This window comes from Amycolatopsis sp. WAC 01375, assembly GCF_003947325.1.
Lineage (GTDB): Bacteria > Actinomycetota > Actinomycetes > Mycobacteriales > Pseudonocardiaceae > Amycolatopsis.
Genome location: NZ_QHHW01000026.1, coordinates 30,473 through 57,455 on the forward strand (window position 1 = coordinate 30,473; position 26,983 = coordinate 57,455).

Consider the following 26,983-nt stretch of genomic DNA (forward strand, 5'->3'; position numbering starts at 1 on the left):
AGAAGTATTCACTTGCCAGAATATTCTTGTCAAGGAATATCTTCGCGATGGAACTCCAGCAGGCTGCGCTGCTCGGTCAGTGTGGAGACGGAGTCGAAGACCAGACCGTGTGCGGCGGCGAGCTCGCGAAGCTCGTCGAGCCGCCGCTCGCGGCCGCCGTAGAGGACGAGCATGACCAGGTTCCACTCGGTCTGCGCCCCGATTCCGCCGACCGCCTCGATGACGAGGACACGGCCTCCTGGGCGGGTCGCCTCGGCGCAGCGGGCCAGGATGCGATGGGCATGCTCGTCGTCCCAGTCATGGAGGATGTCGGACAGCAGGTACGCGTCCGCCCCGGCCGGGAGCGGGTCGAAGAAGCTGCCCGCGGTCACCTCGGCCCGGTCTTCGAGGCCCTGCTCACGTAGTTCCTTTTCGGCGACGGCCGCGGTGGGCGCGAGGTCGACGAGATGACCGCGCACCGAGGGGTTGGCCTTCAGGATCGCGGCCAGCAGGCTGCCATGACCTCCGCCGACGTCGACGATCGTGCCGAAGCGGGCCCAGTCGAAACCGGCGACGAGCCCCGGCACTTGCGTCAGGAACCGCTGCGTCATCTGCCGGTCGAACGTCTCCCGCAGATGCGGATGGTCGGCGAGATCGGCCCAGAAATCCTGGCCGTAGCGGCGGATGTAACCCGCCTGACCGGTGGCGACGCTGTGCGCGAGTTCGATGAACGCCAGTTCGCCCCGGCCGCCGGCGGCGTTCATGTCCAGGAGCCCGGCGAGACCGTTTCCCGCGTCAGCACGCAGGTTCGCCCCGTAGCCGGTGGTGCGATAGCCGGTCGATGTCCGTTCGAGGACGCCGAGAGTGGTCAGGTGGCCCAGCAGCAGATCGAGCGCGAGCGGCGCTTGGCCGAGTTCCGCCGCCAGGTCACCGGCGGTCGCGCCGTCGCCGGACAACCGGTCCGGCAACCCGAGGGTGACCGCGACCCGCAGTGCCATCGGCGTCGCCAGCCCGGCCAGCCGGAGGAGATCGTTTCTGTCGTCGTGGTTCGTCACGAAGACCCACTGTGGCAGCGCGGTCAAGCCCGTTTACGGGGTCAGCGTCCGCCCCGTGAGGCCTGCGGTCTCGACGGCCTCGACGTAGCTCCGCGCGACTTCCGCCGCCGGGGTGCCGCCGTCCGGTTCGCCGAGCGCGGCGAGCGTTTCGCTCACCCAGCCGGGGCTGACCGCGTTGACCCGCAGCCCGCGTGGCAGTTCGCGGGCCGCGGCGGCGACGAACGCTTCGAGACCGGCGTTGGTCAGGACCCCGAAAGCGCTACCGCGCAACGTCTCCGGGATCCGGCCCGCGGTCACCGTGACCGAACCGCCATCCGGCAGATACCGGACGGCGTGCCGCAGCAGGAACACCTGGCCGAGCAGTTTCCCTTGCAGGCCTTGGGTGAACTCTTCGTCGGTGCCGCCGTCGACCGGCACCAGCGAGCCACTCCCCGCACAGCACACGACGTGCTCGATACCCGGCTCGGCGGCGAAGAGCGCGTCGAGTGTGGAGGGCTGCTCGACGTCCACCTTGACTTCGCCGGAGCGGGACGCGGCGAGCACGGTGTGCCCGCGTGCGGTGAGCGCTTCGGAGACCGCGGCCCCGATCGTCCCGGTGGCACCGACCACGAGGATCTTCATCGGCGTCTTCCTTTCAGGGTCGGGTGAGAGATTCCGTTTCGTAGGCCCGGTGCAGCGTCGCGACGAACGACGGCGCTTCCGGCAACGGCGTCGCGCCGATCCGCCGCACCGCGATCCCGGGCGTCCACGAGTTCATGACCACCGCGCCGCCGAGCCCCGGCAGGCCGGCGAGCGTGACCTCCTGAACCCGTTGCGGCACACCGATCCGCTCCAGCCGCCGCTGGACGATGCCCATCGTCGTTCCCCGCAGCAGACCGGCTTCGGGCCACACCACCGTATCGCGATCCAGGAAGGCGAGGTTCCAGATCGTCGCCTCGCTCAACCGGCCCCGCCGGTCGACGAACACCGCGTCGTCGAACCCTTCGTCGACGGCCCGCCGCCGGAAGTACGTCTTCGCCATCTCGCCGGTGTGCTTGATGGCGGGGATGACGCGCTCGTGTTCGATGGCCGTCAGCTTCAGCGGACCCGCCGGGCCGGACGCCGGAGGCCGGGTGCGCACGAGGACGTCGAGTTCACCCGGCAGGTGGATCGTCACGGTCAGGGAGACGTCCACCGGGCCCGACTCGATCGCCTTGCGCAGGTACGAGCGGATCCGGTCGTCGGGCAGGGCGTCGCCGAACAGCTCCAGCGAGGCGGTCCGGAGCCGGTCCAGATGCAGGTCGAGCCCGCGGACCAGGCCGTTGCGCACCTGCATGGCCGTGAAGTGGGCGAAGCCGGCGAAAGCGAGTGGCGCCAGGTCTTCGACGGTCGCGGTCTCGCCGTTCCGCTGCACGACATAGGAACTCATGATCGCACCGTAATCCGGTTGCGGCCGCGGTGCCCCGGCGGCAGGATCCCGCGAGTGCCCGCTTCACGTTCCGAACTGCCGCGCTGGCAGTTCGATCTGACCTGGTCGTTGTTCGAGTACCACCTCGCCGCCCTCGAACCGGCGGACTTCCGTTGGGAGCCCTCGGCCCTCTGCTGGACGGTGCGCCCGGACGGCACTCCCGACTGGTCGGACACCGAACCCGACCCGATCCCGGTCCCCACGATCGCGTGGCTCACCTGGCATATCGGCTGGTGGTGGAGCGTCGCGCTGGACCACGCGAACGGTCGGACTCCGCGCGAACGCGAGGAAATCACCTGGCCCGGCGAAGAATCCGCAATCGGATGGCTGCGCGGACTTCGCGAGGAATGGCTGGCCGTCTTGGATCGCTTGACCGACGCTGACCTGGACGCGCCCTCCGCCTATCCGTGGGGCGAGGACGCCGCGCTGACCTTCGCCCACACCGTCGCCTGGGTGAACTCCGAGCTGATGAAGAACGTGTCCGAGATCGGGCAGCTCAGGTTGCTGCGGCTCAGCGCGGCGTGATGCCGGGAATGGACTTCAGCTCGCCAAGGAGCATCGAACTGACGGCGACCGGATAGTCGTCGAGCGCATACACCGTCCCGGCGAGCTCCACCCGGACCGGCGTTTTTCCCTGATGTGCCAGCAAAGCCTGCCTCAATTCGAGAACGGCGTCCTCGGTCAGCCGCTCGGCGGTCGCGTGCAGGGTCAGTGGCGGCTCTCCGTCTTCCGCCGCCGAAAGATCGAGCGGTACGAGGCCGCCGCCGAATACGGACATCTTGTCCTCCCGCCAGTTGACCCGGCCGTTGACGCGGACGGCGTTGTCCTCGGCGAGATCCGCCGTGAACAGCGCGTACGCCTTGGGAAAGAACAGCACTTCGAGCGCCGCGTCGAGATCCTCGATCGTGCAGATGGCCCACGGCTCGCCCTTCTTGTTCACCCGCCGCTCCAGCGACGTGATGAGCCCGGCGACGACCACCTCGCCTTCCCTCGGCGGATTGTCGAGGATCGCCGCGATCGGACGGGGCGCGTGCCCGCGCAGGACGCCTTCCGCCCCGTCGAGCGGATGCGCGGACACGTACAGCCCGAGCATTTCCCGTTCGTGGGCGAGCAATTCCTTACGCGGCCACTCTTCGACACCCAACTCGAGGTGCGCGAGCGGTGAGGTGCCTTCTTCGCTCTCCTCGCCCGCGCCGAAGAGGTCGAACTGGCCCATCGCCTGCTTGCGTTTCAACGGCACCACGGCGTCCACCGCGTCCTCGTGCACCCGCAGGATCGAGAGCCGCGTATGCCCGAGCGAGTCGAACGCGCCCGCCTTGGCCAAGGACTCGATGACCCGTTTGTTGCAGGCCACCAGCGCCGACTTGTCGAGGAAGTCGCCGAACGACGCGTACTTCCCCTTCTCCCGCCGTGTCGCGATGATCGATTCGACGACGTTCGCGCCGACGTTGCGCACCGCGCCCAGCCCGAACCGGATCGCGTCCCCCACCGCCGAGAACCGGAGCCCCGATTCGTTGACGTCCGGCGGCAGCACCTTGATCCCCAGCCGTCGGCATTCCGAGAGGTAGACCGCCGACTTGTCCTTGTTGTCCCCCACCGAAGTCAGCAGGCCCGCCATGTACTCGGCGGGGTAGTTCGCCTTCAGGTACGCGGTCCAATAGCCGACCAGGCCGTAGCCGGCGGCGTGGGACTTGTTGAACGCGTACCCGGCGAACGGCAGGATCGCGTCCCAGAGCGCCCGCACGGCGTCGAGGGAGAACCCGTTGGCGAGCATGCCGTCCCGGAAGCCCTCGAACTCCTTTTCCAGTACCTCTTTCTTCTTCTTGCCCATCGCCTTGCGCAGCACGTCGGCGCGGCCCATGGAATAGCCGGCGACGTCACGCGCGATCCGCATGATCTGTTCCTGGTACACGATCAGGCCGTGCGTCTCGGCAAGGATCTCGCGCAGCGGCCCGGCCAGTTCGGGATGGATCGACTCGATCGGCTGCCTGCCGTTCTTGCGGTCCGCGTAGTTGTTGTGCGTGTTCATCGCGATCGGGCCGGGCCGGTACAACGCGTTCACCGCGATGATGTCGCCGAATCCGGTCGGCCTCAGCCGGCGCAGCAGATCCCGCATCGCGCCGCCGTCGAGCTGGAAGACGCCGAGACTGTCACCTCGGGCGAGCAGTTCGTAGGTCGCCGGATCCTCGACACCGAGCGTGTCGAGGTCGATCTCCTCGCCGCGGTTGGCCTTGATGTCGTCGAGCGCGTCACCGATGACGGTGAGGTTGCGCAGGCCGAGGAAGTCCATCTTCAGCAGGCCGATGGCCTCGCACGACGGATAGTCCCAGCCGGTGATGACCGCACCGTCGTCCCGCCGCCACAACGGGATCGCGTCGAGCAGCGGTTCACTCGACATGATGACGGCGCAGGCGTGCACCCCCGCGTTGCGGATCAGTCCTTCGAGCCCGCGCGCGGTGTCGAAGATTCTGGCCGCCTCGCCGTCGCCTTCCAGCAGCGCGCGGACCTCCGCCGCTTCGGCGTAACGCTCGTGCCCGGGCTCCACGATCCCCGCGAGCGGGATGTCCTTCGCCGCGACGGGCGGCGGGAGCGCCTTGGAGATCCGATCCGCGATCGCGTAACCACTCTGTCCATAGTGGACGCGTGCGGAATCCTTGATGGCCGCCTTCGTCTTGATGGTGCCGAAGGTGATCACCTGGGCGACGTGCTCGGCGCCGTACTTGTCGGTGGCGTACCGGATCATCTCGCCGCGACGACGGTCGTCGAAGTCCATGTCGATGTCCGGCATGGAGACCCGTTCGGGATTGAGGAACCGTTCGAAGAGCAGCCCGAGGTCGATCGGGTCCAGATTGGTGATGCCGAGCGCGTACGCCACGAGCGAGCCCGCCGCCGAACCGCGGCCGGGCCCGACCCGGATGCCGACGCGGCGAGCGTGGTTCATCAGGTCCGCGGTGATCAGGAAGTACGCCGGGAACCCCTTTTCGGCGATCACTCCGATCTCGAAGTCGGCACGGGCGAGGTACGCCCCGGGGACGCCGTCCGGCAGGCGGCGGCGGAGCCCGGCCGCGACCTCCTCGCGCAGCCAGGATTCCTCGTCGTGTCCATCGGGGACCTCGAAGACCGGCATTCGGTCGACGTGCCGGTAGACGTCGTCGTAAGGCTCGATCCGTTCGGCGATGAGCAGCGTGGAATCCGCCGCGCCCGGGACTTCCGTGTCCCAGTACCGGCGCATCTCCTCCGCGGACTTGAGGTAGTAGCCGTCGCCGTCGAATTTGAACCGGCCGGGATCATCGAGGGTCTTGCCGGACTGGACGCACAGCAGCGCGGAATGCGCCCCCGCCTGATCCTGGGTGACGTAATGGGAATCGTTGGTGGCCAAGGGTTTCAGATCCAGTCGGCGGCCGATGTCGAGCAGTCCGTCCCGCACGGACCGTTCGATCGGGAGGCCGTGGTCCATCAGTTCCAGGAAGAAGCCGTCCGCGCCGAAGATGTCGCGGTAGTCCGAGGCCGCCTGAAGCGCCTCCTCCGGCTGGCCGAGCCGGAGCCTGGTCTGCACCTCGCCGGACGGGCATCCGGTGGTGGCGATGATGCCTTCGTGGTGCCGTGAGAGGAGTTCGCGATCCATCCGGGGTTTGCGGTAGTAACCCTCCAGGCTGGCCAGCGAGGACAGTTTGAACAGGTTCCGCAGCCCTGTCGCGTTCTCCGCGAGCATGGTCATATGCGTGTAGGCGCCGCCGCCGGAGACATCACCGCCGTCGCCACGCCGCCCCCAGAACACCGGTTTCTTGTGGAAGCGGGACTCGGGCGCGAGGTAGGCCTCGATACCGATCACCGGTTTGAGCCCGGCCCGGACGGACTGCCGGTAGAACTCGTCGGCGCCGTACATGTTCCCGTGGTCGGTCATGCCCACCGCGGGCATGCCGAGCCGCTGGGCCTCCTCGAACAACGGCGCGATCTTGGCCGCGCCGTCGAGCATCGAGTATTCGGTATGAACGTGCAGGTGCACGAAGGAGTCCACCGGCCACTCCCCACGGTTGTACGATCCGGTCCGACGCGGCGATTGGACCCAAGGCGCACAGGCGTTGTCCAACAAGCGACACGCGGCGATCGACAACCGGAAGTTGTAGGGGGAGACAGTGGAGCTGGACCTGGGCGCGGTGCGCGCGTTCGTCGCGGTGGCCGAGGACCGGTACTTCGGCGAGGCGGCGATCCGGCTGGAGGTGAGCCAGCAGGCGATCTCGAAGCGCGTCGCGAAGCTCGAAGCCGATCTCGGCGTACGTCTGCTGTCGCGGACACGCGGCGGCGCCGAGCCGACCGAAGACGGCGAGGAGTTCCTCAACCACGCTCGTGCGCTGATCAACCTCGCGGACCAAGCCGTCGAGCGGCTTCACGGCAGGCGCCGTCCCCTGCGCGTCGACGTCCTCGGCACTCGGCTGGCGACCATGGAGGTGATCCGGGCATTCCATGCCGACCACGACGACGAGCTGGAACTGGTCACGCCAGGGCTGGGCGCGGTGCGCCGGTCGATGCCGCCTTCGCCCGCGTCAGCTCCGCGCCGGAGCCGGGCATCGGCCGCACGCCCGCCTACCTGGAGCCGGCGAACCTGCTGGTCGGGCGACGGCATCCGCTCGCACGTCGGCGGCGGATCGCGATGGCGGAACTCGACGGCATGACGGCGTGGATGCCCTACAACGCGCGGGCCAGCGAATGGGCGGAGTTCTGGCAGGAACTGTGCCCCGAGTTCGGCATCGTGGTCGACACCGAAGGCCCGAACTTCGGGCTCGAACACCACATCGAGGTACTCGGCACATCGAAGGACCGCCTGGGTTTCGTCGGCGCGAAGATGCACGTGCCCTGGCATCCGGACGTCGTCCAGATCCCGCTCGTCGACCCGACGCCGGTGTACCCGTTCTCCCTGCTGTGGCGGCACGAGAACCGGCACCCCACGCTGCCGCTGCTGATCGAGCACGTCCGGTCCGGGTACCGGCCGTTCGACCCGGAGCGGCAATGGCTCCCGGCGTCGGATCGGGAGGCGATGAGCGCGGGTCGGTGAGGTCGGCTTTGTGGTCCGTGAAGGCCTCCTTGAGGGACTCTGGGTCCCTCAAGGAGGCCTTCACGGACCGATCACCTGGCCTGGGCCGGGACCTTCACGCGCCATCGCCGGTTCGTCTGGCCTTTCCTCGACAGTGGGGAACGTCCTTCCGTGCCAAGTGTCCTTTGTGGCCGGACAAGGCACCGTCTTGACGGGCCACGGATCGGGATCTACTCTTCTCCCTTCAGACAGGCACAGACGAAGAGCCACTGTCAGCGGTCTTCGTCGTGTCTGTTTTTTTGTGTCGGATCGCTGACAGCCAGCGCAGAAAGTTGGCGGTCCATGAGTTCATCGACGCTCAGCCCGACAGGCTCGATCTCGAACGTTTCCCAGGTAGCCGCGCTGATCAACAGTCTTTCGAAGTTGCCGCGCAAGGCGAATCTGCTGTGGTATCTCGTGCTGGGCGGCCTGTTCCTGGACGCCTACTCCAACGCCGCGCTCGGCGCGGGCCTGTCGCCGATGATCAAGGAACTCGGCCTCAGCTCCACCCAGGTCGGCGTGCTCACCGCGACCGCGCCCGCGGTCGCCATCCTGTTCAACCCGATCGGCGGCTGGCTGGCCGCGCGGATCGGACGGGTCAAACCGCTCATCGCCGCCAAGGCGATCGCGGCGATCGGCGCCGTGCTGACGGCGACGGCGGGCGGTTTCGGCGAGGTGTGGTTCGGCCGCGGTCTGGTCGGGGTCGCGTACGGCATCGACTTCGCGGTCGCGATGGCCATGCTGGCCGAGTACACCCCCGCGAAACTGCGCGGACGGCTCAACCTCTGGCAGTCCGTCTGGTACGTCGCCACCACCGTGAATCTGGGGCTGACGCTGGTGTTCTTCCACCTCGACGCCGGGGTAGGGATCTGGCGCTGGTCCGTCGGCTCGGCTGGCGTGTTCGCGATCGCACTGCTGGTGCTGCAGCTGATGTTCCTCGTCGAGAGCCCGTCGTGGCTCGCGGCCAAGGGAAAGCTCGCCGAGGCCGCGGTCAGCCTCCGCCGGATCTACGGTTTCCAGGTGACACCGGGAACCGGGAGCGGGCCGGACCCCGCCACGGAGCAGAAGATCGGGTTCCGGCACGCGGGTGTGCTGTTCCGCAAGCCGTATCTGCCGCGGACCTTCCTGTCCACGGCCATCTCGCTGACGCAGTCGATGCAGTACTTCGCCGTCGGGTGGTACCTGCCGGTGATCAGCCTGGCGATCTTCGGCCAGGCGTTCCAGACCGCGACCCTCGGTTCGATGATCTTCAACATCGCCGGGATCATCGGCGGCGCGCTCTCGGCGTACGTCGGCAGGAAGATCGGGCTTCGGACGAGTTCCGCCATCGGCTACGCGTTCGCGTTCGCCATCCTGCTGGTGATGGGGCTGGGCTTCGGGAAACTCCCGATCGCCGTCGGCTTCCTGCTCCCGTTCCTGTTCATCTTCTTCCACTCGGCCGGACCGGGCGCGAACGGCAAGTCGATCGCGGCGCTGTCCTACCGCAGCGACATCCGCACGCTCGGCACCGGGGTCACCGGGATGCTCGGCAGCTTCGGCAGTGTCATCGGGCTGTACGTGTTCCCGCAGATCAAGGAGGCGATGGGGCTGGGGCCGACGATCGCCCTGCTCGCGGTGGTGCCGTTCCTCGGCCTGGTCTCGTGTCTGATCGTCCGCTGGGACCCGACCCGCAGCGGAATCGATCCCGACGACGAGACGATCGACCTCGAACCCGGGCGTGCCTGATGCGGCGCGGGATCCTGGCGGTCGACGAGGGTTCCACCGGCACCAGGGCGGCCATCGTCGGTGAGGACGGCCGGTGCGGGCCCTCCTTCTACACCTCCATCGACGTGAGCCACCCCGAACCGGCGCAGGTCGAACAAGACGCCATGCAGCTGCTGGACCGGACCGTCGACGTCGCCCGTCAAGCGGTGGCGTGGGCCGCCGAGAACGGCGTGGAGATCGCGGGAATGTCGATCTGCACGCAGCGGGCGACGGCCGTCCTGTGGGACCGGGAGACCGGCCGCCCGATGGCCCCCGCCGTGGTGTGGCAGGACAGCCGCTACGCCGCGGAACTGGCGCAGCTCGCTCCGGAGTGGGACCGGCACCTGTGGCAGGCGACCGGCCGCCCAGTGGGGACTCGCGCCCCGTTCCTGTGGGCGGCGCGACAGCTCGAACGGCTCGACGTCCCGGCGGAGCGGGTGCTGTTCGGTTCCGTAGACACCTGGCTGGTGTGGCATCTCAGCGGTCGCGAGCGCTTCACGATCTCGGCGACCAACGCCGTCGCGTTCGGCGGCTATCGGTTGCGTGAGCACGCGTGGGACCAGGAGTGGTTGGCAGCACTCGGTTTTCCCGTCGAGCTGGCGCCGTCGCCGCGGGACGACGACGGCGATTACGGCTACACGGACCCGGATCTGCTCGGCATCCGGGTGCCGATCGCGGCGGTCATGGGCGATCAGCACGCCTCGCTGATCGCGCTGGGCGCGCTTTCGCCCGGCCAGGGCACCTGCGTCCACGGCACCGGCACCTTCGTCGGCGCGCTGGCCGGTGACGAGCCGCCCGAGGCGGTGGGCGGACTCGACGGCGTGCTGTGCCTGGTCGCCTGGCGCGGCGGCGGCCACAGCCGGTTCAGCCTCGAGGCCTACACCTCGACCACGGGTTCCGCCCTGCGCTGGCTCACCGAGGATCTCGGCCTGTTCGCCTCGGCGGCCGAAATCAGCGCGCTGGCCGCGACACAGCCGAGCGGTGAGGCGACCTGGTTCGTGCCGACGCTCGCCGGGCTGCGCACGCCGGTACTGCGGCCCGAAGCGCGTGGTCTGCTCGCCGGGCTGAACCTGGCGACCACACGGGAAGTACTGGCCCGCGCGGTGATCGACGGCATCGCCCACGCGGTGAGTGACACCGTCGACGCCTTGCGGACGACCATGGACCGGCCGATGACGCGTCTGCGGGTGGGCGGCGGTCTGGCGGCGAGCGACCCGTTGCTCCAGAGTCAGGCCGATTTCACCGGTCTCGCCATCGAGCGGGTGGCGGATTCGGCGACCGCCAGCCTGCGTGGCGCCGCCTATCTCGCCGGCACGCGGCTCGGGCTGTGGCCGTCGCTGGCCGACGCGGTGGCCCACCGCCCACCGGACCGGATCTTCGAACCCGGCCTCGCCGAAACCGACCGGCTGAAGCTGCGTGCGCGCTGGCAAGACGTGCTCGCCGTCTCGCTGTCGTGAATTCCCTGTTCTGATCGGAAAGGCTCCTCCATGTTCACACTGCCGTCCCGGCGGCCGAACGCCGCCGCCGCGGGAGCGACCCCTTCGGCACCCTTGCGGCTGGATCGTCGCACCGCGCTGACCGGACTCGAAACCGGTGAGTTCGACCTGCTCGTGATCGGAGGCGGGATCACCGGCGCCTACTGCGCGCTGGACGCCGTCTCCCGAGGCCTTTCGGTCGCGCTGGTCGAACGGGACGACTTCGCCTCGGGGACATCGTCCAAATCGTCCAAGATGGTGCACGGCGGGCTGCGCTACATCGAGCAGGGCAACCTGGACCTGGTCCGGCATTCCCTGCTGGAGCGCCAAAGGTTCCGCCGCAACGCCCCGCATCTGGTGCAGCGCCTGCCCTTCCTGTTCCCGATCCTGGCGAAGGACGGCGTTTTCGACGCCAGGATCGCCCGCGCCTTCGAGAGTCTCTTGTGGACATACGATCTCGCGGGCGGCTGGCGGATCGGCAAGCTGCACCAGCGGCTCACGGTCGACGAGGTGCTGGCGCACGCCCCCACGCTGCGCGCGGACCATCTGCGCGGCGGCCTGATGTACTACGACAGCCGCGCCGACGACGCCCGGCTGACCCTCGCGATCGTGCGCAGCGCGGCCCGGCTCGGCGCGGTCGTCGTCAACGGCGCCGAGGTGACCGGCCTCCGCGCCACCGGCGGACGCGTGACCGGCGCGACGGTCGAAGCCGACGGCGAGCGGATCGACGTCCGGGCCCGCGTGGTCGTCAACGCGACCGGGGTGTGGGCCGACAGCGTCGACGGCATGGCGTCCGCGGGACACCGGCCCCAGGTGCGCCCGGCGAAGGGCGTCCACATCGTGCTGCCGTGGTCGAAGATCCGCAACGACTGCACGGTGACGGTGCCGATCCCGGGCCGGGCGAGGCGGGCGACCTGCACCCGCTGGGGTGACGTGGTCGTCGTCGGCACCACCGACACCGACTACGACGGCCCGACCGACGACGTGCACTGCACGCGCGACGAGATGGAGTTCCTGCTCGAAGGCGCCACGATCGCCTTCGACACCAAGCTCGGCCCCGAGGACGTGCTGGGCAGTTACGCGGGTCTGCGGCCGCTCGTCGGCGGCTCCGAGGGGACCACGCTCGACATGCGGCGCGATCACCACATCACCGTCGCCTCGGGCATGGTCACCGTGACCGGCGGAAAGCTCACCACCAGCAGGCATATGGGCGAACTCGTCGTGGACAAGGCCCTCGGCCTGCTGGGACGCAAAGCCCGCTGCCGCACCAAGAACCTGCCCCTGCTCGGCGGCGCCGGCTACGACGCCGAGGCCACCGCCGCGACCGGCGGTGTCGCCGCGCACCTCGGCGGCCGCTACGGCACCGAAGCCCGTTTCGTGAGCGAACTCGTCGACGAGGACCCGGCGCTCGGCGAGCCGCTCATCCCCGGCCAGCCGCATCTCAAGGCCGAGGTCGTGTTCGCGGCCAGATCGGAAATGGCGCGTTCGGTGGACGACGTGCTGTCCCGGCGCACCCGGCTGCGCTTGTTCGCCAGGGACGCCTCCGCCGAGGCGGCTCCGCTCGTCGGCGAACTGCTCGGCGCCGAACTCGGGCTGTCGCCGGAAACCGTGGCCGCGCAAGTGGAGGACTATCGGGCGGAAGTCGCCCGGGAGAAGTCGATTCTGTTGGGAGACAACGCATGATCAGCAGCCAGACCATCGCCCATCCGTTCAACCGGGGCAAGTACGTGGTCGGCGCGCCGACACCGCCGCGCTGGGGCGACCGCACCCCGCCCGGGCAGGGGGCGGCATCGTTGCAGACGACCACCGTCGCCGTGCCCGCCGCGCTGACCGAGTCGCTGCGGGGCGTCGCGGACGCGGTGCACACCGACCACGACGAGGTCGTGCTGCGGACCCGTGACTGGTGGGCCGGTTCGATGATCGGCGAGACCGCGGGGAACCCGGCGACCCCGGACGCGGTGATCGCCGAAGTGAGCACGGTCGAGCAGGTACAGGCCGTGGTCCGGCTGTGCGGTGAGCACGGGGTGCCGCTCACGGTGTCCGCCGGGCGCAGCAACGTCACCGGTGCCGCGCTGCCGGTGTTCGGCGGGGTGGTGCTGGACGTCTGCGGGCTGAACCGGATCCTGTCCTTCGACGCGGACTCCCAGGTCGTCGACGTGCAGGCAGGCATGTTCGGCGACCTGTTCGAAACCGAACTGCAGAAGACGCACGGTGCCACCACGGGGCACTGGCCGTCCGCCTTCGCACTGTCCACTGTGGGCGGTTGGGTGGCCTGCCGCGGCGCGGGTCAGCTCTCCACCCGCTACGGGAAGATCGAGGACATGGTGGTCGGCCTCGACGTCGTGCTGGCCGACGGCACGCTCGCCCGGTTCGGCGACTACCCGCGGGCGGCCACCGGTCCTGACCTGCGTCAGTTGTTCGTCGGCTCGGAAGGCACGCTCGGCGTGATCACCTCCGTGCGGCTGCGCACCCATCCGCTGCCCGAGTACGCCAAGGCGGTCGCCTACGGTTTCGAAACCTTCGCCGAGGGGCTGGAGGCGTGCCGTCTGATCATGCAGCGCGGCGCGACCCCGGCCGCGATGCGGCTCTACGACAAGCTGGAGAGCGGAACGCATTTCGGCCTGCCGGACACCAACCTGCTGCTGATCGCCGACGAAGGCGACCCGGTGCTAGTCGACGCGATGCTGCGCGTCAGCTCCGAGGTCTGCTCCGCGACCGGGTCCGAACTGGACGGTCCGGCCCTCTTCGAACGCTGGCTGGACGAGCGGATGCTGGTCGGCAAGTCGGCCGACGGGTTCACGCCCGGCCCGGGTTTCGTCGCCGACACCCTCGAAATGGCCGGGGCGTGGTCGGCGCTGCCCACGATCTACGACGAGGTCGTGGCCGCGATCCAGGCCGTTCCGGGCACCGTGGCCGCCTCCGCGCACCAGTCGCACGCCTACACCGACGGCGCTTGCCTGTATTTCTCGCTGCGCGGCGACGTCGAGCCGGAGAAGCGGCGGCACTGGTACCGCTCGGCGTGGGACGCGGCCAACGCCGTGCTCGTACGCCACGGCGCCGCGCTGAGCCACCACCACGGTTCCGGGCTGCTTCGCGGGCCGTACCTCGCGGACACGCTCGGCACGGGCTTCGACACCTTCGTCGCCGTGAAGCGGACCCTCGATCCGCAGGGCCTGCTCAACCCGGGCAAGCTCGGGCTGCCCAGTGACTTCGGGCCGAACCCCCTTGACTCCACGAGCTGATCGACCACTGTGGACCGTATGAACGAGAGGATCACGGCGGCGTTCGCGGACGTCCCGGTCTGCGCGTCGGTGGTCGGCACCGCCAAGGTGGGCGACTTCGCGAACTCGGCGTCCCGCGTCGGCATCCTCGCGGCGGTCCCGGTCGGGCAGCTGGCCAAGATCGTGCCGGTGCTGACGGGACTGGAGAAGGTCCTCTTCGTCAACATCGACTCCTGTCCCGGCCTCGCCACCGATCGCGGCGGCGTGGACTTCCTCCAGGAGATCGGGGCGACCGGGGTGGTCAGCACCAGGGTCGCCCCGATCGAACGGGCACGCACGTTGTCGATGCTCACGATGCACAAGGTGTTCGTCACCGACCGGTCGAATCTGAACCGCAGCCTGGAAGCGGTGAAACGCAGCCGCCCCGACCTGGTGGAGCTCATGCCCGCGCCGATCATCCCCTGGATGTCGGCGCAGGCCCGCGAAGTCATGTCGCCGTTCGTGGCGGCCGGTTTCGTCACCGACCGGTCCGGGGTGGCCCATTCCCTCGCGATGGGCGCGCTGGGCGCCGCGTCGTCCGATTCGGGGCTGTGGTCGTTGACCCGGTCCCAGCTGAGCGCAGGAGAAAAATGAGCTTCGTCGTGGTGGCCCGGTACGTGACCGCGCACCGGGACCGCGTCCTCGAACTACTGGAGCCGATGGCCGCCGACTCACGGCGTGAGCCCGGCTGTCTCCGGTACACCGTCCATTCCGGAACCGAGGACGGAGTGGTGGTGATCGTCGAGGAGTACGAGTCCGAACAGGACTTCACCGGCCACTGCGAGTCGGAGCACTTCCGGCGGATCGTGCTCGGCGAGGTCGTGCCGCTGTTGTCCGAACGCCAGGTCACCACCTGCGTCCCGGCCGGGAGCGGGCGATGATGCGGGTCCGGGGCGCGGTCCTCCGCGAAGTCGGCCGCCCGCTGGAAATCGAGACGATGACGCTGGAACCGCCCGGGCCGGGTGAGCTGCTCGTCCGGGTGCGGGCCGCCGGGCTGTGCCACTCGGATCTGTCGGTGATCGACGGTTCGCGGCCCCGGCCTCTGCCGATGGTCCTGGGACACGAGGCCGCGGGCGAGGTGGTCGAAGCGGGGCAGGGCACCGGCTTCACGGCGGGTCAGCACGTCGTGCTGTCGTTCGTACCCTCCTGCGGCGATTGCCGACCCTGCCTCACCGGACGTCCCGCCCTGTGTGGTCCGGCGGCCGAGTCGAACCGGAACGGCACCCTGCTCGGCGGCGGCACCCGCTGGTCCTCCCCCGACGGCCGCCCGGGGCACCACCTGGGTGTCTCCGCGTTCGCGGAGCACATCGTCGTCTCGGCGCGTTCGGTGGTCGCCGTGGACGACGCCCTGCCGTTCGACATCGCGGCCCTGTTCGGCTGCGCGGTACTCACCGGCGCCGGCGCCGTCTTCAACGCGACCGACGTACGACCAGGAGACAGCGTCGCCGTGTTCGGTCTCGGCGGCGTCGGCCTCGCCGCACTCCTCGCCGCGAAAGCCGCCGGCGCGGCCACACTGGTAGCTGTGGACCTCGTCGCCGAAAAGCGCGAGCTGGCACTGTCCCTCGGCGCCACCCACGCACTCGAGGGCGACGTCGACGCGATCAAGGAACTCACCGGCGGCGGCGCCGACCACGCCGTCGACACCACCGGCGTGGTCGCCGCCCTGCACCAGGCCTACCGAGCGACCCGACCCGGTGGCACCACGGTCACCGTCGGCCTTCCCGACCCGTCCGCCGAACTCGCGCTGCCCGCGCAAAGCCTGGTGGCGGAGGAAAAGACGCTGCGCGGCAGCTATCTCGGCTCGTGCGTCCCCCGGCGCGACATCCCCCGCTTCATCGCCCTTTACCGGGCCGGGCTGCTGCCCGTGGAGGCGTTGCTGACGCACCGGATCGGGCTCGAGGAGATCAACACGGGCTTCGACCGGTTGCGGCGGGGCGCCGCGGTCCGGCAGGTCGTCACCTTCTCTTGATCAAGGTCCGGGATCGGCGCGCGAACCATCACTCCTTGGCGGCTCGCGCCGGGAGGGCGAGCAGCACACCTTCGAGTATTTCCCTCGCTTGCCGGGGATCGCCGCAACACTCCCGAATACCACAGCCCTCGGTGTCGACCCGAAGCCGTCGGTACGGGTCCGCGGTGAACTCTCTCCAGAGGCGGAGCGCGGTCCGGATCGCACCGGGGCCGAGATAGTTCCGGGAACGTTCGAGCCGGGAGATCTCTGCGGCGAGTGCGGGCGAAAAATCCCACGGGTCACGGAGTTCGGCCGGGCGCCGAAGTCGAAGCCCTCGCCGGACTCGTGCGGGCGCTCTACGCGGCATTGCCCTTTCGGAAGTCCATCACCCGATCATCGTGCCACACCCCGAAGTCCGTGAAGGCCTCCTTCCCTACCTTGAGAGTAGGAAAGGAGGCCTTCACCGACTTCCAGGCTCAGCCGACGATGTCGATCTCGAAGTCCACGTTCGAGCTGTACTCGAAGTCGGCCCACACCGCGCCCGGCAGGTGGTACCGCCGGTGCGAAACCGTCTTCGGGTTGAATCCGGGCGTCTGCATGGGATTCCCGCCGACACCCACCTTGTCGCTGCCCCAGGCGTAGATGTTGCCCTGCCATACGGGCGCGTCGGTGATGCCGTCCCCGTCGACACGCGGGCGGACGATGATCGCGGCCGTCTCGCTGCCGGAGAGGAGCAGCCGCACGGACGTGACGGACGGGCTGGCCGGAATGGTCCTGCGTTCCATGAGTTCTGTCGTCGCCTTCCGCTTCGGTGCGGCGCCGCCGCCGGTCAAGTGGGCGTTCGTGTAGGACTCGTTGAGGTCGACACTGCTCGCGCGGATGCCGGGCACCTGGCCGGCGTCGGAGTACTGGTGCACGTCGTAGTGGCCCGCGGCGGCATCGGGTTTGGCGCCGTAGCGCGCGATCCAGATGACCAGGTCCGGCACGCCGAACCGGTCCGGCCGCAGCATCTTCGCGAGCGAGTTGTTCATGTAGATGCCTGGCCGGAACCCGTGTCCCGCCACGCGGTTGCAGAACCTGATCGAGAAGTCGCGCTTGCGCGCGTCGGGGATGTTCGGCGTCCCCGAACCGGGTGGGTTGTCCTCGAGGTCGAGCATCGGGACGCATCCGGTCGCCCCGAGTCGCCGGACCTCCGCGATGAATACGTCAGCCTGTGCCTCCGGCGACGGACTCGCCTGAGCGAAGTGGTAGCCGCCCACCGGGATTCCCACGGATCTGGCTCCGGCCACCAAGGCATCGCCGGTGTTGCGGCCGCCGTTCGGCAATCCACCACCATCGGTGAGCTTGACGAAGACGAACGTCACGCCATGATCCTTGACGGCCTGCCAATTGGTAACGGACTGAAAGCGGCTGTAGATATCTATTCCCAGCGCCATCGTTACAGCCTGACGGGTGAACCGGTTGGACAAAAGGGCCTAGTGGGCGATACCTGGTACGTCCGATTCGCCCTTTTGGGCGGCCCCTCCTCGGCTGACTCGGCTCACCCATACCCGTACTGTGACTACATGGCGTCTCGAAGCCCCTTTCGCTGGATGACCCGGTGGGCGGACTGGTTCGAAGAACGCGGCGTCTACGTCCCCGGCGAGGAGAGCCGAGCGGTCGATCCGATGCGCGATTTCGGCTGGTTGATCGTGGCCTGGGTGTCCGGTCTGGCGATCTTCATCCTGTTCTTCGCCTTCGCCGTCTGACCGTCGGCGGTGTGCCACCGAGGTGACGACTGTCACTAGCCGTACCCTTCCGATCACGGATCGGCCACGGCTGTACACCAGGTGCGCCTCAACCCGGCCGTGCCGCTCCTCTCGGCTGCGGAAGACCGTCACTCTGGACTCTTCGGCACTAATACCTACCTCGAACGGCCCACCCGCACCTCCGACTGGAGTAACCGCACATGGCGCCCCCGCGCACCCCGAAGCTCTTGATCGCCGCCTGCTCCCTGATGCTGGCGGCCGCCTGCGGGGTTCCGGCACCGGAAAAAGGGGCCGCCGCGCTCGGCGCGGACGCCCCGAAGCAGGGAGTGGCCGCCACCCACACGGAAGGTGACCTGGCGTTCGGCGCCCCGCATCGGTTCGCCACCGGGGTCACGATCTCCGTGTCCGCGCCGAACTCGTTCCGCCCCAGCGCGTCGGCGTACCCGCAGAGCCCCCGCGCGGTGGCCTTCGGCATCGAGGTGACGAACGCGGGCGACGGCACGTACCGGCTCTCCGGCCTGTCCGTCGCGGGCGAGATCGACGGGGAAACCACGGCGGTCAAACAGGTCGTCGACCCGGTGCAGGGCTACAACGGCGTCGCGGACGCCGGCAAGGACGTGGCGCCGGGCCGGTCGGTCCGGCTGAATCTGGCGTTCGCCGTTCCGGACAAGCCGGTGAGGCTGCGCCTCCAGGTGCGGCCGAGCCCCTCGGAGCCCGTCGCCGCGAAGTACTGCGGGAAGGTCTGACGCCGCCGGTTCGCTACCGTGTGCGTCATGACCGAGCAGCGACTCTCCCCCGGCGACAAAGCGCCCGACTTCACCCTCCCCGACAGTGAGGGCAACGACGTCAAGCTCAGCGACTTCCGCGGCGAATCGGTCGTCGTGTACTTCTACCCGAGCGCCGGCACGCCGGGCTGCACGAAGCAGGCGTGCGACTTCCGGGACAGCCTCGCGCAGCTCAACGACGCCGGTTACCGGGTGCTCGGCATCTCGCCGGACAAACCCGCGAAGCTCGCGAAGTTCGTCGAGGCGGAGGGGCTGACCTTCCCGCTGCTGTCCGACACGGAGAAGACCGTCCTCAAGGCGTACAGCGCCTTCGGCGAGAAGAAGAACTACGGCAAGGTCTACGAAGGCGTCATCCGCTCGACGTTCGTCGTCGACCCCGAGGGCAAGATCGCGGTGGCGCAGTACAACGTGCGCGCGACGGGGCACGTCGCGAAGCTTCTCCGGGACCTTTCCCTGGCGTCCTGACGACGACGGGGCTGGAGGGACCCGCACTCAAACTGGGCGGCAGTATCGCCACGCACGCGGCGAAGTCGTGGCTGCAACGACGGCGAAAGAAGACCGAGCTCGAGAACCTGGCGGAGACGATCGGCCTGTATGTGGCCGAGGAGCTGAAGCCGGTTCTCGCCGCACGGTTCTCGACACTGCCCGAAAACGAGATCACCGCGGCGTTCCTCGCTGTCGAGGACACGCTCAGCAAGGTCGATCTCTCCGATGAAGCCCTCTTGACGGATGACGCCGAGCCAGAACTTCTGGCCCGGCGCGTCCGCGAACAGTTTCCCGCCCGCTCGGCCCTGCTCGCCGAGCGCGACGCTCGCCGATATTTTAGGACGCCTGTCCCAACAGTCGGACCAGCTGGACCAACTCCTCGCATCCCACGCTGAAGGCCATCTCGATTTACGCCGCCGAGGGGACGCGGTGGACGTCCGGCCGTTGGCGGATCTCGACATCAGTCTCTACGCACGACCGGAAGGCCGCATAACCGGACTCGACGAACTCGGGCCCGGCGTGAAGATCCGCTGACGGTCACGAGTGGCTTTTCGAGTTCTATTGAGGAGTAAGGCAAACGTGGCGGATGGGTTCAGCGGCGCTCATCGGTCCGTCAAGACCAGTGGAGTGGTTCGCGGTCCGGCGGTTTTCGTGCTGACCCGGGCAGATAAGTACGTGATGGCCCCCTTCCTTGCGCTAGACGCAAGGAAGGGGGCCATCACGTACTTACCGATACGGTCAAACTAGGAGCAAGCAGACATTTCCCCGCGATTCGCGTCCTCTGTGGACGGTTGGCAAGCCTCCGGAAGTCCGACCCGAAACGCCACTCACGACCACCTCAACCGGCGAGCTTCCGCAGCTCCCCCACCAACGCCCGCAACGCCTTCCCCCGATGCGACAAACCGTCCTTTTCGGACGGTTCCAGCTCCGCCGAAGTCCTCGTCTCACCCTCGGGCACGAAGATCGGGTCGTAGCCGAATCCGTTGGCGCCACGGCGTTCCCGGATCAGCGAGCCACGCCATTCCCCGCGGACCACGGTTTCGTCGCCGCCGGGGACGACGAGCGCCGCCGCGCAGACGAAAGCGGCGCCCAACCGCTCGTCGGGTGTGTCGGACAGTTGCGCCAGCACGAGGTCCAGGTTCGCCTCGTCGTCGCCGTGTTTGCCCGACCAGCGGGCCGAAAGCACACCCGGCATTCCGTTGAGCGCGTCGACGGAGATGCCGGAGTCGTCGGCGATGGCCGGGAGACCGGTCGCGGCGGCCGCGTCCTGCGCCTTCGCGAGCGCGTTGCCTTCGAAGTCCGGAGCGGTTTCGGGCGCTTCGGGGAACTCGGGGACGTCGGCGAGTCCGATGACCTCGATGCCCTCGATCCCCTCCGCCACCAGGATGCGCCGGAGTTCGCCGAGCTTCTTCGCGTTGCGGGTGGCGAGAAGCAGCTTGGTCACTTCGCGCCCTTCTTCTTGTCCGGGCGCGGCTCGGGAAGCTCGCCGGGATACGGCAACGCGAGGGCTTCGGTCTGGAGGCGGGTCAGCTCCTCGCAGCCCGCGAGCGCCATGTCCAACATCGTGTCCAAAGTGGACCGCGCGAAGGTGGCACCCTCACCGGTGCCCTGCACCTCGATCATGGTGCCCGCGTCGGTGGCGACGACGTTCATGTCGACCTCCGCGCGCGAGTCCTCTTCGTACGGCAGGTCGAGGCGCACACGGCCGTCGACGACGCCCACGCTCACCGCCGCGACCGAAGCTGAAAGCGGCTGCGGGTCGGCGAGGCGGCCCGCCGCGCCGAGCCAGGTGACGGCGTCGGCGAGCGCGACGTAGCCGCCGGTCACCGCCGCCGTGCGGGTGCCGCCGTCGGCCTGGATGACGTCACAGTCGATGACGATCGTGTTCTCCCCCAGCGCCGCCAGGTCGATGCAGGCGCGCAGGGACCGGCCGATGAGCCGGGAGATCTCGTGCGTGCGGCCGCCGACGCGGCCCTTGATGGATTCGCGATCGCTGCGGGTGTTGGTCGCCGACGGCAGCATCGCGTACTCGGCGGTGACCCAGCCGAGGCCGGAGCCTGCCCGCCAGCGCGGGACGCCTTCGGTGACGCTCGCCGCGCACAGCACCCGGGTGTCGCCGAACTCGATCATCACCGAGCCCGCGGGCCACCGCTGGAAGCCGCGGGTGATCTTGATGTCGCGAAGCTGGTCGTCGTTCCTGCCGTCTTTTCTCGCCACGGCCGCCACTCTAGAACCCCGTGTCAGAGGTCGTAGACGGCGCCCTGCTCGACCAGCTCGGCCTCGGGGAACGCGACGGCCGCCTCGGCGAGGACGGCGTCGCGGTCGGTCCAGGGCGCGACGTGGGTGAGCAGCAGCCGCCCCACTCCCGCCTTGCGGCCCAGCTCCCCCGCTTCCTTGCCGGACAGATGGACGCCTGGAGGCCGGTCGGGCGAGTCGGTCCAAGACGCTTCGGCCAGCAGGACGTCGGCGCCGCCGGCGAGGTCGGTCAGGGTGTCGCAGACGCCGGTGTCACCGGTGTAGGCGAGGGTTTTGCCGCCGTGCGAAACGCGCAGGCCGAACGCCGGGGTCGGGTGGTCGACCGGGACCGCGGTGACCTCGAACGGCCCGATCTCCATGGTGTCTTCCCGCAGGATGTCGAAGGCGAAGACGTCGGAGAGATCAGTGGTCGCCCGCTCCGCCTCGTTCGCCGCGTAGGCGTGGGCGAGCCGCTCGTGCACGTCCGAGGGCCCGTACACCGGCAGCCGTCGCGGCCTCGCCGGATACGGCAGCTCGGGATGGTAACGCCGCAGCACGGTGAGCGCGCTGACGTCGGCGCAGTGATCGGGGTGAAGGTGCGAAAGGATCAGCGCGTCCAGGTCGAACGGGTCGCGCAGGGCCTGCAACCTGGCGAGCGTCCCGTTGCCGAGTTCGAGCCCCAGGACGAACCCGTCCGCCTCGATCAGATAGCCGGACGCGGCGGCGTTGGGCCCGGGGATGCTGCCGGAGCAGCCGAGGATCGTGAGACGCACTGTGACACCTTAAGCACGGAATCGGCGTTTTATGCGCTGGTGGGAGCCAGCACACCCGGAGCGAAACCCATGAACCGCTGAGCGAGCCTCGTGAACGGCTCGGCGGATCCGGTGGCGACGAACTCGTGCCGCGGCGGGGTGTCGCGCTCGGCCAGGAGGTCGGCCTCGGTGAGGACGCGCACGAGGTCACGCGCGGTTTCCTCGGCGCTGGACACCAGCGTGACGTCCTGGCCCATGACGATCTGCAGCACCCCGGACAGCAACGGGTAGTGCGTGCAGCCCATGACCAGCGTGTCGACCTGCGCGTCCAGCAGTGGTTCCAGATAGCCCTGCGCGAGCCCCAGCACCTGGCGCCCGGTGGTGATCCCGCGTTCGACGAAGTCCACGAACCGCGGGCACGCGACACTGGTGATCTCGACGTCCTGTGCGGCGTTGAAGGCGTCGTCGTAGGCGCGGGACCGGACGGTGCCCTCGGTGCCGATCACCCCGATGCGGCCGGAGCGCGTGGCGGAAACGGCCCGCCGCGCGGCCGGGAGGACGACCTCGATCACGGGGACGTCGTAGCGCTCCCTCGCGTCGCGAAGGCAGGCGGCGGAGGCCGTGTTGCAGGCGATGACCAGGGCCTTCACCCCGCCGTCGACGATGTCGTCCAGCGCTTCCAACGCGTACTGGCGTGCCGTCGCGATGGGCAGCGGACCGTACGGGTTGCGGGCGGTGTCGCCGACGTAGCGCAGCTGCTCACCGGGCAGCTGCTCCAGGATCGCCCTGGCGACGGTGAGCCCGCCCACCCCGGAATCGAAGACGCCGATCGGGGCGTCGGCGCTCGGCTTGGTCACCCGGCGAGGCTACCGGGACCGGCCGCCTTCCTGGCTTGGGACCTGTCCATCCGCGCCATCACCCAGGCCGCGAAGACCCCGGACAGCGCGCCGAACAGGTGGCCCTGCCAGGAGACGTTCGGAGTGCCCGGAAGCAGTCCCCAGAGCATCCCGCTCCAGATGCCCAGCAGCACCACGGCCACCAGGATCTGCCCGATCGCGCGGTTGAAGATGCCGCGGACCAGCAGGAACGCGAGCCAGCCGAAAGCGACGCCCGAGGCACCGACGGTCACCGTGCCGCTCGGCGCGATCAGCCAGACGCCGACGCCGGAGAGCACCCAGATGATCGCGGTGACCAGCACCCACCGGCCGATGCCCGCGGACATCGCGAGGAAGGCGAACACCAGCACCGGGACGGTGTTGGAGAACAGATGCCCCCAGCCCGCGTGCAACAGCGGCGCCCAGATCACGCCGTCGAGATCGGAGATCTCACGGGCGACGATGCCGCCGCTCTGGTCGAGGTCGGCGGGCAGCACGACGTCGACCAGTTCGACCAGGTAGAGGAGCGCGGTGAAGGCCAGCGCGACGATCGCGGCGGCCTTCGGGTTCGGCGGCAGGACGCGTTTGGCCGGGTCCGTACCGGGCTCGCTCGCCGGGACCGGCTGGGGAGGCAAAGGGGTCACCTCCCCAGGCTACGACGGCGACCGGCGGGATCGCCTCCGTGAGAACCCTGAATTGTCGGTGGGGGCCGCTACCGTCGATCACATGGGGACTTCTTCTTCCGAGCACGTCGACGTGCCCGCCTACCTCACGCGACTCGGCCTCGAGCAGGAGCCGCCGAGCCTCGACGCGCTTTTCCGGCTCCACGCGGCGCATGTGGAGCGGGTGCCGTACGAGGATTTCGAGGTCCAGCTCGGCCGGGTGACCTCGCTGGATCCCGCGGTGTCGTTCAGCCGGATCGTCGCTGGTCGCGGCGGCTACTGCTATCACCTCAACGGCGCGTTCTCGGCGCTGCTGCGGGCGCTCGGTTACCAGGTCACCCGGCATCCGAGCGGAGCGCAGCTCCCGGGAGATCCCGCCGGGATCCATCTCAACCACCTGGCCCTGACGGTGACCGGGCTGCCGGAGACTCCCGAAGTCGGCTGGCTGGTCGACGTGGGGCTCGGGGACGGCATCCACGAGCCGCTCCCGCTGCGTGAAGGCGAGTACAAACAGGGTTCACTGGTGTTCCGCATACGGGCTTCGGACGTCACGCCCGGCGGCTGGCGCTTCGACCACGATCCGCAGGGCAGTTTCGTCGGGATGGATTTCGCGCCGGAGGCGGCCGTGATGGCGGACTTCGCCGAAAAGCACGTCGAGCTGTCCACGTCCGCGGAGTCCGGCTTCGTCCGCACGCTGGTGCTGCAGCGGCGCGACGCCGAGGGCGTGGATTCGCTGCGCGCGCTGACCTTGAGCGGTCTACCGGGTGGCAAGACGGTGCTGGAGTCACCGGCCGAGTGGTGGACGGCGATCGAGGACGTCTTCGGCGTGCCTCGCGCCGGTTTCACCGGTGAAGAACAGGACAAGCTTTGGCGGCAGGCCGTCTCCCAGCACGAGCGTCACACCGCGGGAGGGAGTGAGGCCTCGCCCAGCGCGTAATCCACGGCCGCTTCGGCGTGCAGCCTCGTGGTGGGAAAGGTGGGCACAGGGCTGTCTTCGGGACCGACGAGCAGCTCGATCTCGGTGCACCCGTAGACGACGCCTTCCGCACCCGCCTCGACGAGGCTCGCGATGACCTCGCGGTACCGCTCACGGGAGCCCTCGGTGACGACGCCGTGGACGAGTTCGTCGTAGATGACCCGGTGCACCGTCTCGCGGTCCTTCTCGTCCGGGACGAGCACGTCGAGGCCGTGCGCGGCGAGACGTTCGCGGTAGAACGGCTGGGCCATGGTGAAACCGGTGCCCAGCAGCCCGACGCTTTTGATGTCGCCTGCCTTGATCGCGGCGGCCGTGGTGTCGGCGAGGTGCAGGAGCGGGATGCCAAGGCCGTCCGTGAGCCGGTCGGCGACCTTGTGCATCGTGTTGGTGCAGAGAACGACGAAGTCCGCTCCGGCGGCTTCGAGGCCGCGGGCGGCCGTGTTCAGCTCCCGTCCGGCGTCGTCCCAGCGGCCTTCGGCCTGCATCGCTTCGATGTCGGCGAAGTCCACCGAGTACAGCACGGTGCGCGCGGAGTGGTAGCCGCCGCGCAGCTCACGGACGCGCTCGTTGACCAGCCGGTAGTACTCGGCCGACGATTCCCAGCTCATCCCGCCCAGCAGCCCGATGACCTTCATGCCCGCCATCGTGCCAGCGCCGCGCGTGCAATGAAGGGGCCTTTCATTGCAAATTTTGCTATGAAGGGCCCCTTCATTGCAGTCGCGATCGTTGCGGCCGCGCGTCAGGCCCAGAGCTGCCCGTCGAGCCTTTCTGCCGCTTCGTCGAGCGAGCCGGCGTACGCGCCCGTCGAGAGGTACTTCCACCCCGCGTCCGCGACCACGAAGGCCACGTCGGCGGGCTTCCCCGAAGCGGCGGCCTTCTCGGCGACGGCCAGCGCCGCGTGCAGCACGGCGCCGGTCGAGATCCCCGCGAAGATGCCTTCGTGCTCCAGCAGCTCGCGCGTCCGGCGAAGCGCGTCGTACGCGCCGACGGAGAACCGGCTGTTGAGCACGCTCGCGTCGTAGAGCTCCGGGACGAAGCCTTCGTCGAGGTTCCGCAGGCCGTACACCAGCTCGCCATAGCGCGGTTCGGCCGCGATGATCTGCACGTCCGGCTTCGCCTCGTGGAGGTAACGCCCGACGCCGACCAGGGTGCCGGTGGTGCCGAGGCCGCCGACGAAATGCGTCAGCGTCGGCAGGTCCTTGAGCAGTTCGGGCCCGGTGCCGCGGTAGTGCGCGTCGGCGTTGGCCGGGTTGCCGTACTGGTAGAGCATGACCCATTCCGGGTTCGCCTCGGCGAGTTCCTTCGCGCGGCGCACGGCCTCGTTGGACCCGCCGGCGGCCGGGGAGAAGACGATCCGCGCGCCGTACGCCTGCAGCAGCTGCTTGCGTTCGGTGGAGGTGTTCTCCGGCATCACGCACACCAGGCCGTAGCCCTTGAGCTTCGCGGCCATGGCGAGCGAGATCCCGGTGTTGCCGGAGGTCGGCTCGAGAATCGTGGAGCCGCGCCGGAGGATGCCTTCACGCTCGGCGGCCTCGATCATCGCCAGTGCGGGGCGATCCTTGATCGAGCCGGTCGGGTTGCGGTCCTCCAGTTTCGCCCACAACCGCACGTCGTGGGTGGGCGAAAGCCGGGGAAGACCGACCAGCGGGGTGCCGCCGAGCGTGTCGAGCAGCGACTCGTAGCGAGCCATCGATCAGCCACCGGCCACGGCGGGCAGGATGGTCAGGGTGTCGCCGTCCTTGACCTCGGCCTCGAGGCCGCCGGAGAAGCGGACGTCCTCGTCGTTGACGTAGACGTTGACGAAGCGGTGCAGCTTCTCTTCCTTGACCAGGCGGGCCTTGAGGCCGCCGTGACGGGACTCGATGTCGTCGATCACCTCGAGCACGGTCTTGCCGGTCGCCTCGACGGACTTCTCGCCGCCGGTGTGCGTACGCAGGATGGTCGGGATGGACACGGTCACGGCCATGGTTTTCTACCTCCGGTGGGTTCTCTGCTACGCAGACGTTCGGTCCGGGCCGGGTTATTCCCGGGGCCGGGTTCAGCCGATGATCTCGACGGGCTCCTCGGTGATCTCCCCGTCCACGATCCGGTACGACCGGAACTGGTGCGAATCGGGGTCCTTGGTGGAAACGAGCACGTAGTGCGCGTCGGGTTCCGAGGCGTACGAGACATCGGTGCGGGACGGGTAGGCGTCGGTCGCGGTGTGCGAGTGGTAGATGACCACCGGCACCTCGTCGTTGGCGTCCATCTCGCGGTAGAGCTTGAGCAGATCACCCGAGTCGAACTCGTAGAACGTGGGCGAGCGCGCCGCGTTCAGCATCGGGATGTACCGCTCGGGGCTGTCCGATCCCTCGGGACCGGCGATCACCCCGCACGCCTCATCGGGATGGTCACGACGGGCGTGGGCGACGATCTCGTCGACGAGTTCACGGCGGATCCGGAGCACGTCGCCCATCTTAGGTGCTGGACGGGGCGGGTCCATACTC

29 protein-coding genes are annotated in these 26,983 nt (G+C 69.0%); 15 read left to right on the top strand and 14 right to left on the bottom strand.

The genetic code is table 11. From position 1 onward, the window contains the following. Positions 1-29 precede the first annotated feature (29 nt). From DL991_RS15670 to DL991_RS15680, 3 genes are read right to left on the bottom strand one after another with little or no spacing between them, the layout of a single operon-like run. Complete coding sequence (locus DL991_RS15670; RefSeq protein ID WP_125785053.1) at positions 30-1,034, bottom strand: methyltransferase; 1,005 nt, start codon at positions 1,032-1,034, stop codon at positions 30-32. Between the two features lie 33 nt (positions 1,035-1,067). Then, positions 1,068-1,655, bottom strand: coding sequence for a short chain dehydrogenase (locus DL991_RS15675; RefSeq protein ID WP_125785054.1), 588 nt, complete (start codon positions 1,653-1,655; stop codon positions 1,068-1,070). A 13-nt stretch (positions 1,656-1,668) separates the two neighbouring features. Continuing rightward, positions 1,669-2,442, bottom strand: coding sequence for an aminotransferase class IV family protein (locus DL991_RS15680; protein WP_125785055.1), 774 nt, complete (start codon positions 2,440-2,442; stop codon positions 1,669-1,671). Positions 2,443-2,496: 54 nt separating this feature from the next. Between DL991_RS15680 and DL991_RS15685 the strand changes: the two genes are divergently transcribed. Next, positions 2,497-3,006, top strand: a complete 510-nt coding sequence (locus DL991_RS15685) for a DinB family protein (RefSeq protein WP_125785056.1) — start codon at positions 2,497-2,499, stop codon at positions 3,004-3,006. Here the strand turns inward: DL991_RS15685 and dnaE are convergent. Then, positions 2,993-6,499, bottom strand: coding sequence for a DNA polymerase III subunit alpha (gene dnaE / locus DL991_RS15690; RefSeq protein WP_125785057.1), 3,507 nt, complete (start codon positions 6,497-6,499; stop codon positions 2,993-2,995). The genes DL991_RS15685 and dnaE overlap by 14 nt on opposite strands. Before the next feature lie 118 nt (positions 6,500-6,617). Here dnaE and DL991_RS43320 point away from each other — a divergent pair, with 118 nt between their 5' ends. The 9 genes from DL991_RS43320 to DL991_RS15730 all read left to right on the top strand — a co-directional run bounded on the left by DL991_RS43320 (position 6,618) and on the right by DL991_RS15730 (position 15,999). Further along, entirely contained in the window at positions 6,618-7,154 is a 537-nt protein-coding gene (locus tag DL991_RS43320; protein ID WP_233598861.1) for a LysR family transcriptional regulator, read from the top strand. Next, on the top strand, positions 7,049-7,534 hold the full coding sequence (locus DL991_RS43325; RefSeq protein ID WP_370306493.1) for a hypothetical protein: 486 nt from the start codon (positions 7,049-7,051) through the stop codon (positions 7,532-7,534). Before DL991_RS43320 ends, DL991_RS43325 begins: the two co-directional genes overlap by 106 nt. Positions 7,535-7,855: 321 nt before the next feature. Continuing rightward, positions 7,856-9,277, top strand: coding sequence for an MFS transporter (locus tag DL991_RS15700; protein WP_125785058.1), 1,422 nt, complete (start codon positions 7,856-7,858; stop codon positions 9,275-9,277). Beyond that, the gene (locus tag DL991_RS15705; protein WP_125785059.1) at positions 9,277-10,752 is read left to right on the top strand and encodes an FGGY family carbohydrate kinase; all 1,476 of its coding nucleotides are present in this window, start codon (positions 9,277-9,279) and stop codon (positions 10,750-10,752) included. The genes DL991_RS15700 and DL991_RS15705 overlap by 1 nt, the downstream gene beginning before the upstream one ends. Before the next feature lie 30 nt (positions 10,753-10,782). After that, the gene (locus DL991_RS15710) at positions 10,783-12,453 is read left to right on the top strand and encodes a glycerol-3-phosphate dehydrogenase/oxidase (RefSeq protein ID WP_125785060.1); all 1,671 of its coding nucleotides are present in this window, start codon (positions 10,783-10,785) and stop codon (positions 12,451-12,453) included. Then, positions 12,450-14,012, top strand: a complete 1,563-nt coding sequence (locus DL991_RS15715; protein WP_125785061.1) for an FAD-binding oxidoreductase — start codon at positions 12,450-12,452, stop codon at positions 14,010-14,012. Before DL991_RS15710 ends, DL991_RS15715 begins: the two co-directional genes overlap by 4 nt. Positions 14,013-14,030: 18 nt before the next feature. Next, complete coding sequence (locus tag DL991_RS15720; protein WP_125785062.1) at positions 14,031-14,624, top strand: glycerol-3-phosphate responsive antiterminator; 594 nt, start codon at positions 14,031-14,033, stop codon at positions 14,622-14,624. Next, positions 14,621-14,911, top strand: a complete 291-nt coding sequence (locus DL991_RS15725) for a putative quinol monooxygenase (RefSeq protein ID WP_125785063.1) — start codon at positions 14,621-14,623, stop codon at positions 14,909-14,911. Before DL991_RS15720 ends, DL991_RS15725 begins: the two co-directional genes overlap by 4 nt. After that, a complete protein-coding gene (locus DL991_RS15730) occupies positions 14,908-15,999 on the top strand; it encodes a zinc-binding dehydrogenase (RefSeq protein ID WP_233598863.1) in 1,092 nt (363 codons plus the stop codon). Before DL991_RS15725 ends, DL991_RS15730 begins: the two co-directional genes overlap by 4 nt. Before the next feature lie 455 nt (positions 16,000-16,454). Here DL991_RS15730 and DL991_RS15740 read toward each other — a convergent pair whose 3' ends face one another. Beyond that, entirely contained in the window at positions 16,455-17,414 is a 960-nt protein-coding gene (locus DL991_RS15740) for a glycoside hydrolase family 25 protein (RefSeq protein WP_255433270.1), read from the bottom strand. A gap of 129 nt (positions 17,415-17,543) precedes the next feature. Here DL991_RS15740 and DL991_RS15745 point away from each other — a divergent pair, with 129 nt between their 5' ends. From DL991_RS15745 to DL991_RS15760, 4 genes are all read left to right on the top strand, one after another. Further along, positions 17,544-17,726, top strand: a complete 183-nt coding sequence (locus tag DL991_RS15745) for a hypothetical protein (RefSeq protein WP_026466904.1) — start codon at positions 17,544-17,546, stop codon at positions 17,724-17,726. Positions 17,727-17,926: 200 nt separating this feature from the next. Then, positions 17,927-18,472, top strand: coding sequence for a hypothetical protein (locus DL991_RS15750; protein WP_125785065.1), 546 nt, complete (start codon positions 17,927-17,929; stop codon positions 18,470-18,472). Positions 18,473-18,499: 27 nt separating this feature from the next. Further along, entirely contained in the window at positions 18,500-18,976 is a 477-nt protein-coding gene (bcp, locus tag DL991_RS15755) for a thioredoxin-dependent thiol peroxidase (RefSeq protein WP_125785066.1), read from the top strand. A gap of 131 nt (positions 18,977-19,107) precedes the next feature. Next, positions 19,108-19,392 carry a hypothetical protein gene (locus DL991_RS15760; protein ID WP_125785067.1) on the top strand — a complete coding sequence of 95 codons (285 nt, stop codon included), beginning with the start codon at positions 19,108-19,110 and terminating at the stop codon, positions 19,390-19,392. Between the two features lie 443 nt (positions 19,393-19,835). Here the strand turns inward: DL991_RS15760 and rdgB are convergent, their stop codons facing one another. From rdgB to DL991_RS15785, 5 genes are read right to left on the bottom strand one after another with little or no spacing between them, the layout of a single operon-like run. Further along, positions 19,836-20,441 (bottom strand): RdgB/HAM1 family non-canonical purine NTP pyrophosphatase, encoded by a 606-nt coding sequence (gene rdgB / locus DL991_RS15765; protein WP_125785068.1) that lies wholly within the window; start codon positions 20,439-20,441, stop codon positions 19,836-19,838. Next, positions 20,438-21,214 (bottom strand): ribonuclease PH, encoded by a 777-nt coding sequence (rph, locus tag DL991_RS15770; protein ID WP_125785069.1) that lies wholly within the window; start codon positions 21,212-21,214, stop codon positions 20,438-20,440. Before rph ends, rdgB begins: the two co-directional genes overlap by 4 nt. A gap of 23 nt (positions 21,215-21,237) precedes the next feature. Continuing rightward, positions 21,238-22,005, bottom strand: coding sequence for an MBL fold metallo-hydrolase (locus DL991_RS15775; protein ID WP_125785070.1), 768 nt, complete (start codon positions 22,003-22,005; stop codon positions 21,238-21,240). 29 nt (positions 22,006-22,034) lie between these two features. Further along, positions 22,035-22,841: a glutamate racemase gene (murI, locus tag DL991_RS15780; RefSeq protein ID WP_125785071.1), complete on the bottom strand. Its 807-nt coding sequence runs from the start codon at positions 22,839-22,841 to the stop codon at positions 22,035-22,037. Beyond that, positions 22,838-23,494, bottom strand: coding sequence for a rhomboid family intramembrane serine protease (locus DL991_RS15785; protein ID WP_125785222.1), 657 nt, complete (start codon positions 23,492-23,494; stop codon positions 22,838-22,840). The genes murI and DL991_RS15785 overlap by 4 nt, the downstream gene beginning before the upstream one ends. Before the next feature lie 91 nt (positions 23,495-23,585). Between DL991_RS15785 and DL991_RS15790 the strand changes: the two genes are divergently transcribed. Beyond that, positions 23,586-24,458, top strand: coding sequence for an arylamine N-acetyltransferase (locus DL991_RS15790; protein ID WP_125785072.1), 873 nt, complete (start codon positions 23,586-23,588; stop codon positions 24,456-24,458). Here the strand turns inward: DL991_RS15790 and DL991_RS15795 are convergent. The 4 genes from DL991_RS15795 to DL991_RS15810 all read right to left on the bottom strand — a co-directional run bounded on the left by DL991_RS15795 (position 24,419) and on the right by DL991_RS15810 (position 26,952). Next, entirely contained in the window at positions 24,419-25,132 is a 714-nt protein-coding gene (locus DL991_RS15795) for an aspartate/glutamate racemase family protein (RefSeq protein ID WP_125785073.1), read from the bottom strand. The genes DL991_RS15790 and DL991_RS15795 overlap by 40 nt on opposite strands. 104 nt (positions 25,133-25,236) lie before the next feature. Beyond that, on the bottom strand, positions 25,237-26,187 hold the full coding sequence (locus tag DL991_RS15800) for a PLP-dependent cysteine synthase family protein (protein WP_125785074.1): 951 nt from the start codon (positions 26,185-26,187) through the stop codon (positions 25,237-25,239). 3 nt (positions 26,188-26,190) lie between these two features. Then, on the bottom strand, positions 26,191-26,463 hold the full coding sequence (locus tag DL991_RS15805; RefSeq protein WP_005165659.1) for a MoaD/ThiS family protein: 273 nt from the start codon (positions 26,461-26,463) through the stop codon (positions 26,191-26,193). A gap of 72 nt (positions 26,464-26,535) precedes the next feature. Further along, positions 26,536-26,952, bottom strand: coding sequence for a Mov34/MPN/PAD-1 family protein (locus DL991_RS15810; protein WP_016336788.1), 417 nt, complete (start codon positions 26,950-26,952; stop codon positions 26,536-26,538). Between the last annotated feature and the right edge of the window lie 31 nt (positions 26,953-26,983).

Coding starts and splice junctions, on each gene's coding strand:
- DL991_RS15730 (WP_233598863.1), top strand. CDS start 14,908: ATGATGCGGGTCCGGGGCGCGGTCCTCCGCGAAGTCGGCCGCCCGCTG.
- DL991_RS15675 (WP_125785054.1), bottom strand. CDS start 1,655: ATGAAGATCCTCGTGGTCGGTGCCACCGGGACGATCGGGGCCGCGGTC.
- DL991_RS15790 (WP_125785072.1), top strand. CDS start 23,586: ATGGGGACTTCTTCTTCCGAGCACGTCGACGTGCCCGCCTACCTCACG.
- DL991_RS15810 (WP_016336788.1), bottom strand. CDS start 26,952: ATGGGCGACGTGCTCCGGATCCGCCGTGAACTCGTCGACGAGATCGTC.
- DL991_RS15805 (WP_005165659.1), bottom strand. CDS start 26,463: ATGGCCGTGACCGTGTCCATCCCGACCATCCTGCGTACGCACACCGGC.
- DL991_RS15795 (WP_125785073.1), bottom strand. CDS start 25,132: ATGAAGGTCATCGGGCTGCTGGGCGGGATGAGCTGGGAATCGTCGGCC.
- bcp (WP_125785066.1), top strand. CDS start 18,500: ATGACCGAGCAGCGACTCTCCCCCGGCGACAAAGCGCCCGACTTCACC.
- DL991_RS15710 (WP_125785060.1), top strand. CDS start 10,783: ATGTTCACACTGCCGTCCCGGCGGCCGAACGCCGCCGCCGCGGGAGCG.
- DL991_RS15720 (WP_125785062.1), top strand. CDS start 14,031: ATGAACGAGAGGATCACGGCGGCGTTCGCGGACGTCCCGGTCTGCGCG.
- DL991_RS15745 (WP_026466904.1), top strand. CDS start 17,544: ATGGCGTCTCGAAGCCCCTTTCGCTGGATGACCCGGTGGGCGGACTGG.
- DL991_RS15705 (WP_125785059.1), top strand. CDS start 9,277: ATGCGGCGCGGGATCCTGGCGGTCGACGAGGGTTCCACCGGCACCAGG.
- DL991_RS15740 (WP_255433270.1), bottom strand. CDS start 17,414: ATGGCGCTGGGAATAGATATCTACAGCCGCTTTCAGTCCGTTACCAAT.
- DL991_RS15715 (WP_125785061.1), top strand. CDS start 12,450: ATGATCAGCAGCCAGACCATCGCCCATCCGTTCAACCGGGGCAAGTAC.
- DL991_RS15700 (WP_125785058.1), top strand. CDS start 7,856: ATGAGTTCATCGACGCTCAGCCCGACAGGCTCGATCTCGAACGTTTCC.
- DL991_RS15680 (WP_125785055.1), bottom strand. CDS start 2,442: ATGAGTTCCTATGTCGTGCAGCGGAACGGCGAGACCGCGACCGTCGAA.
- DL991_RS15750 (WP_125785065.1), top strand. CDS start 17,927: ATGGCGCCCCCGCGCACCCCGAAGCTCTTGATCGCCGCCTGCTCCCTG.
- DL991_RS15725 (WP_125785063.1), top strand. CDS start 14,621: ATGAGCTTCGTCGTGGTGGCCCGGTACGTGACCGCGCACCGGGACCGC.
- DL991_RS15800 (WP_125785074.1), bottom strand. CDS start 26,187: ATGGCTCGCTACGAGTCGCTGCTCGACACGCTCGGCGGCACCCCGCTG.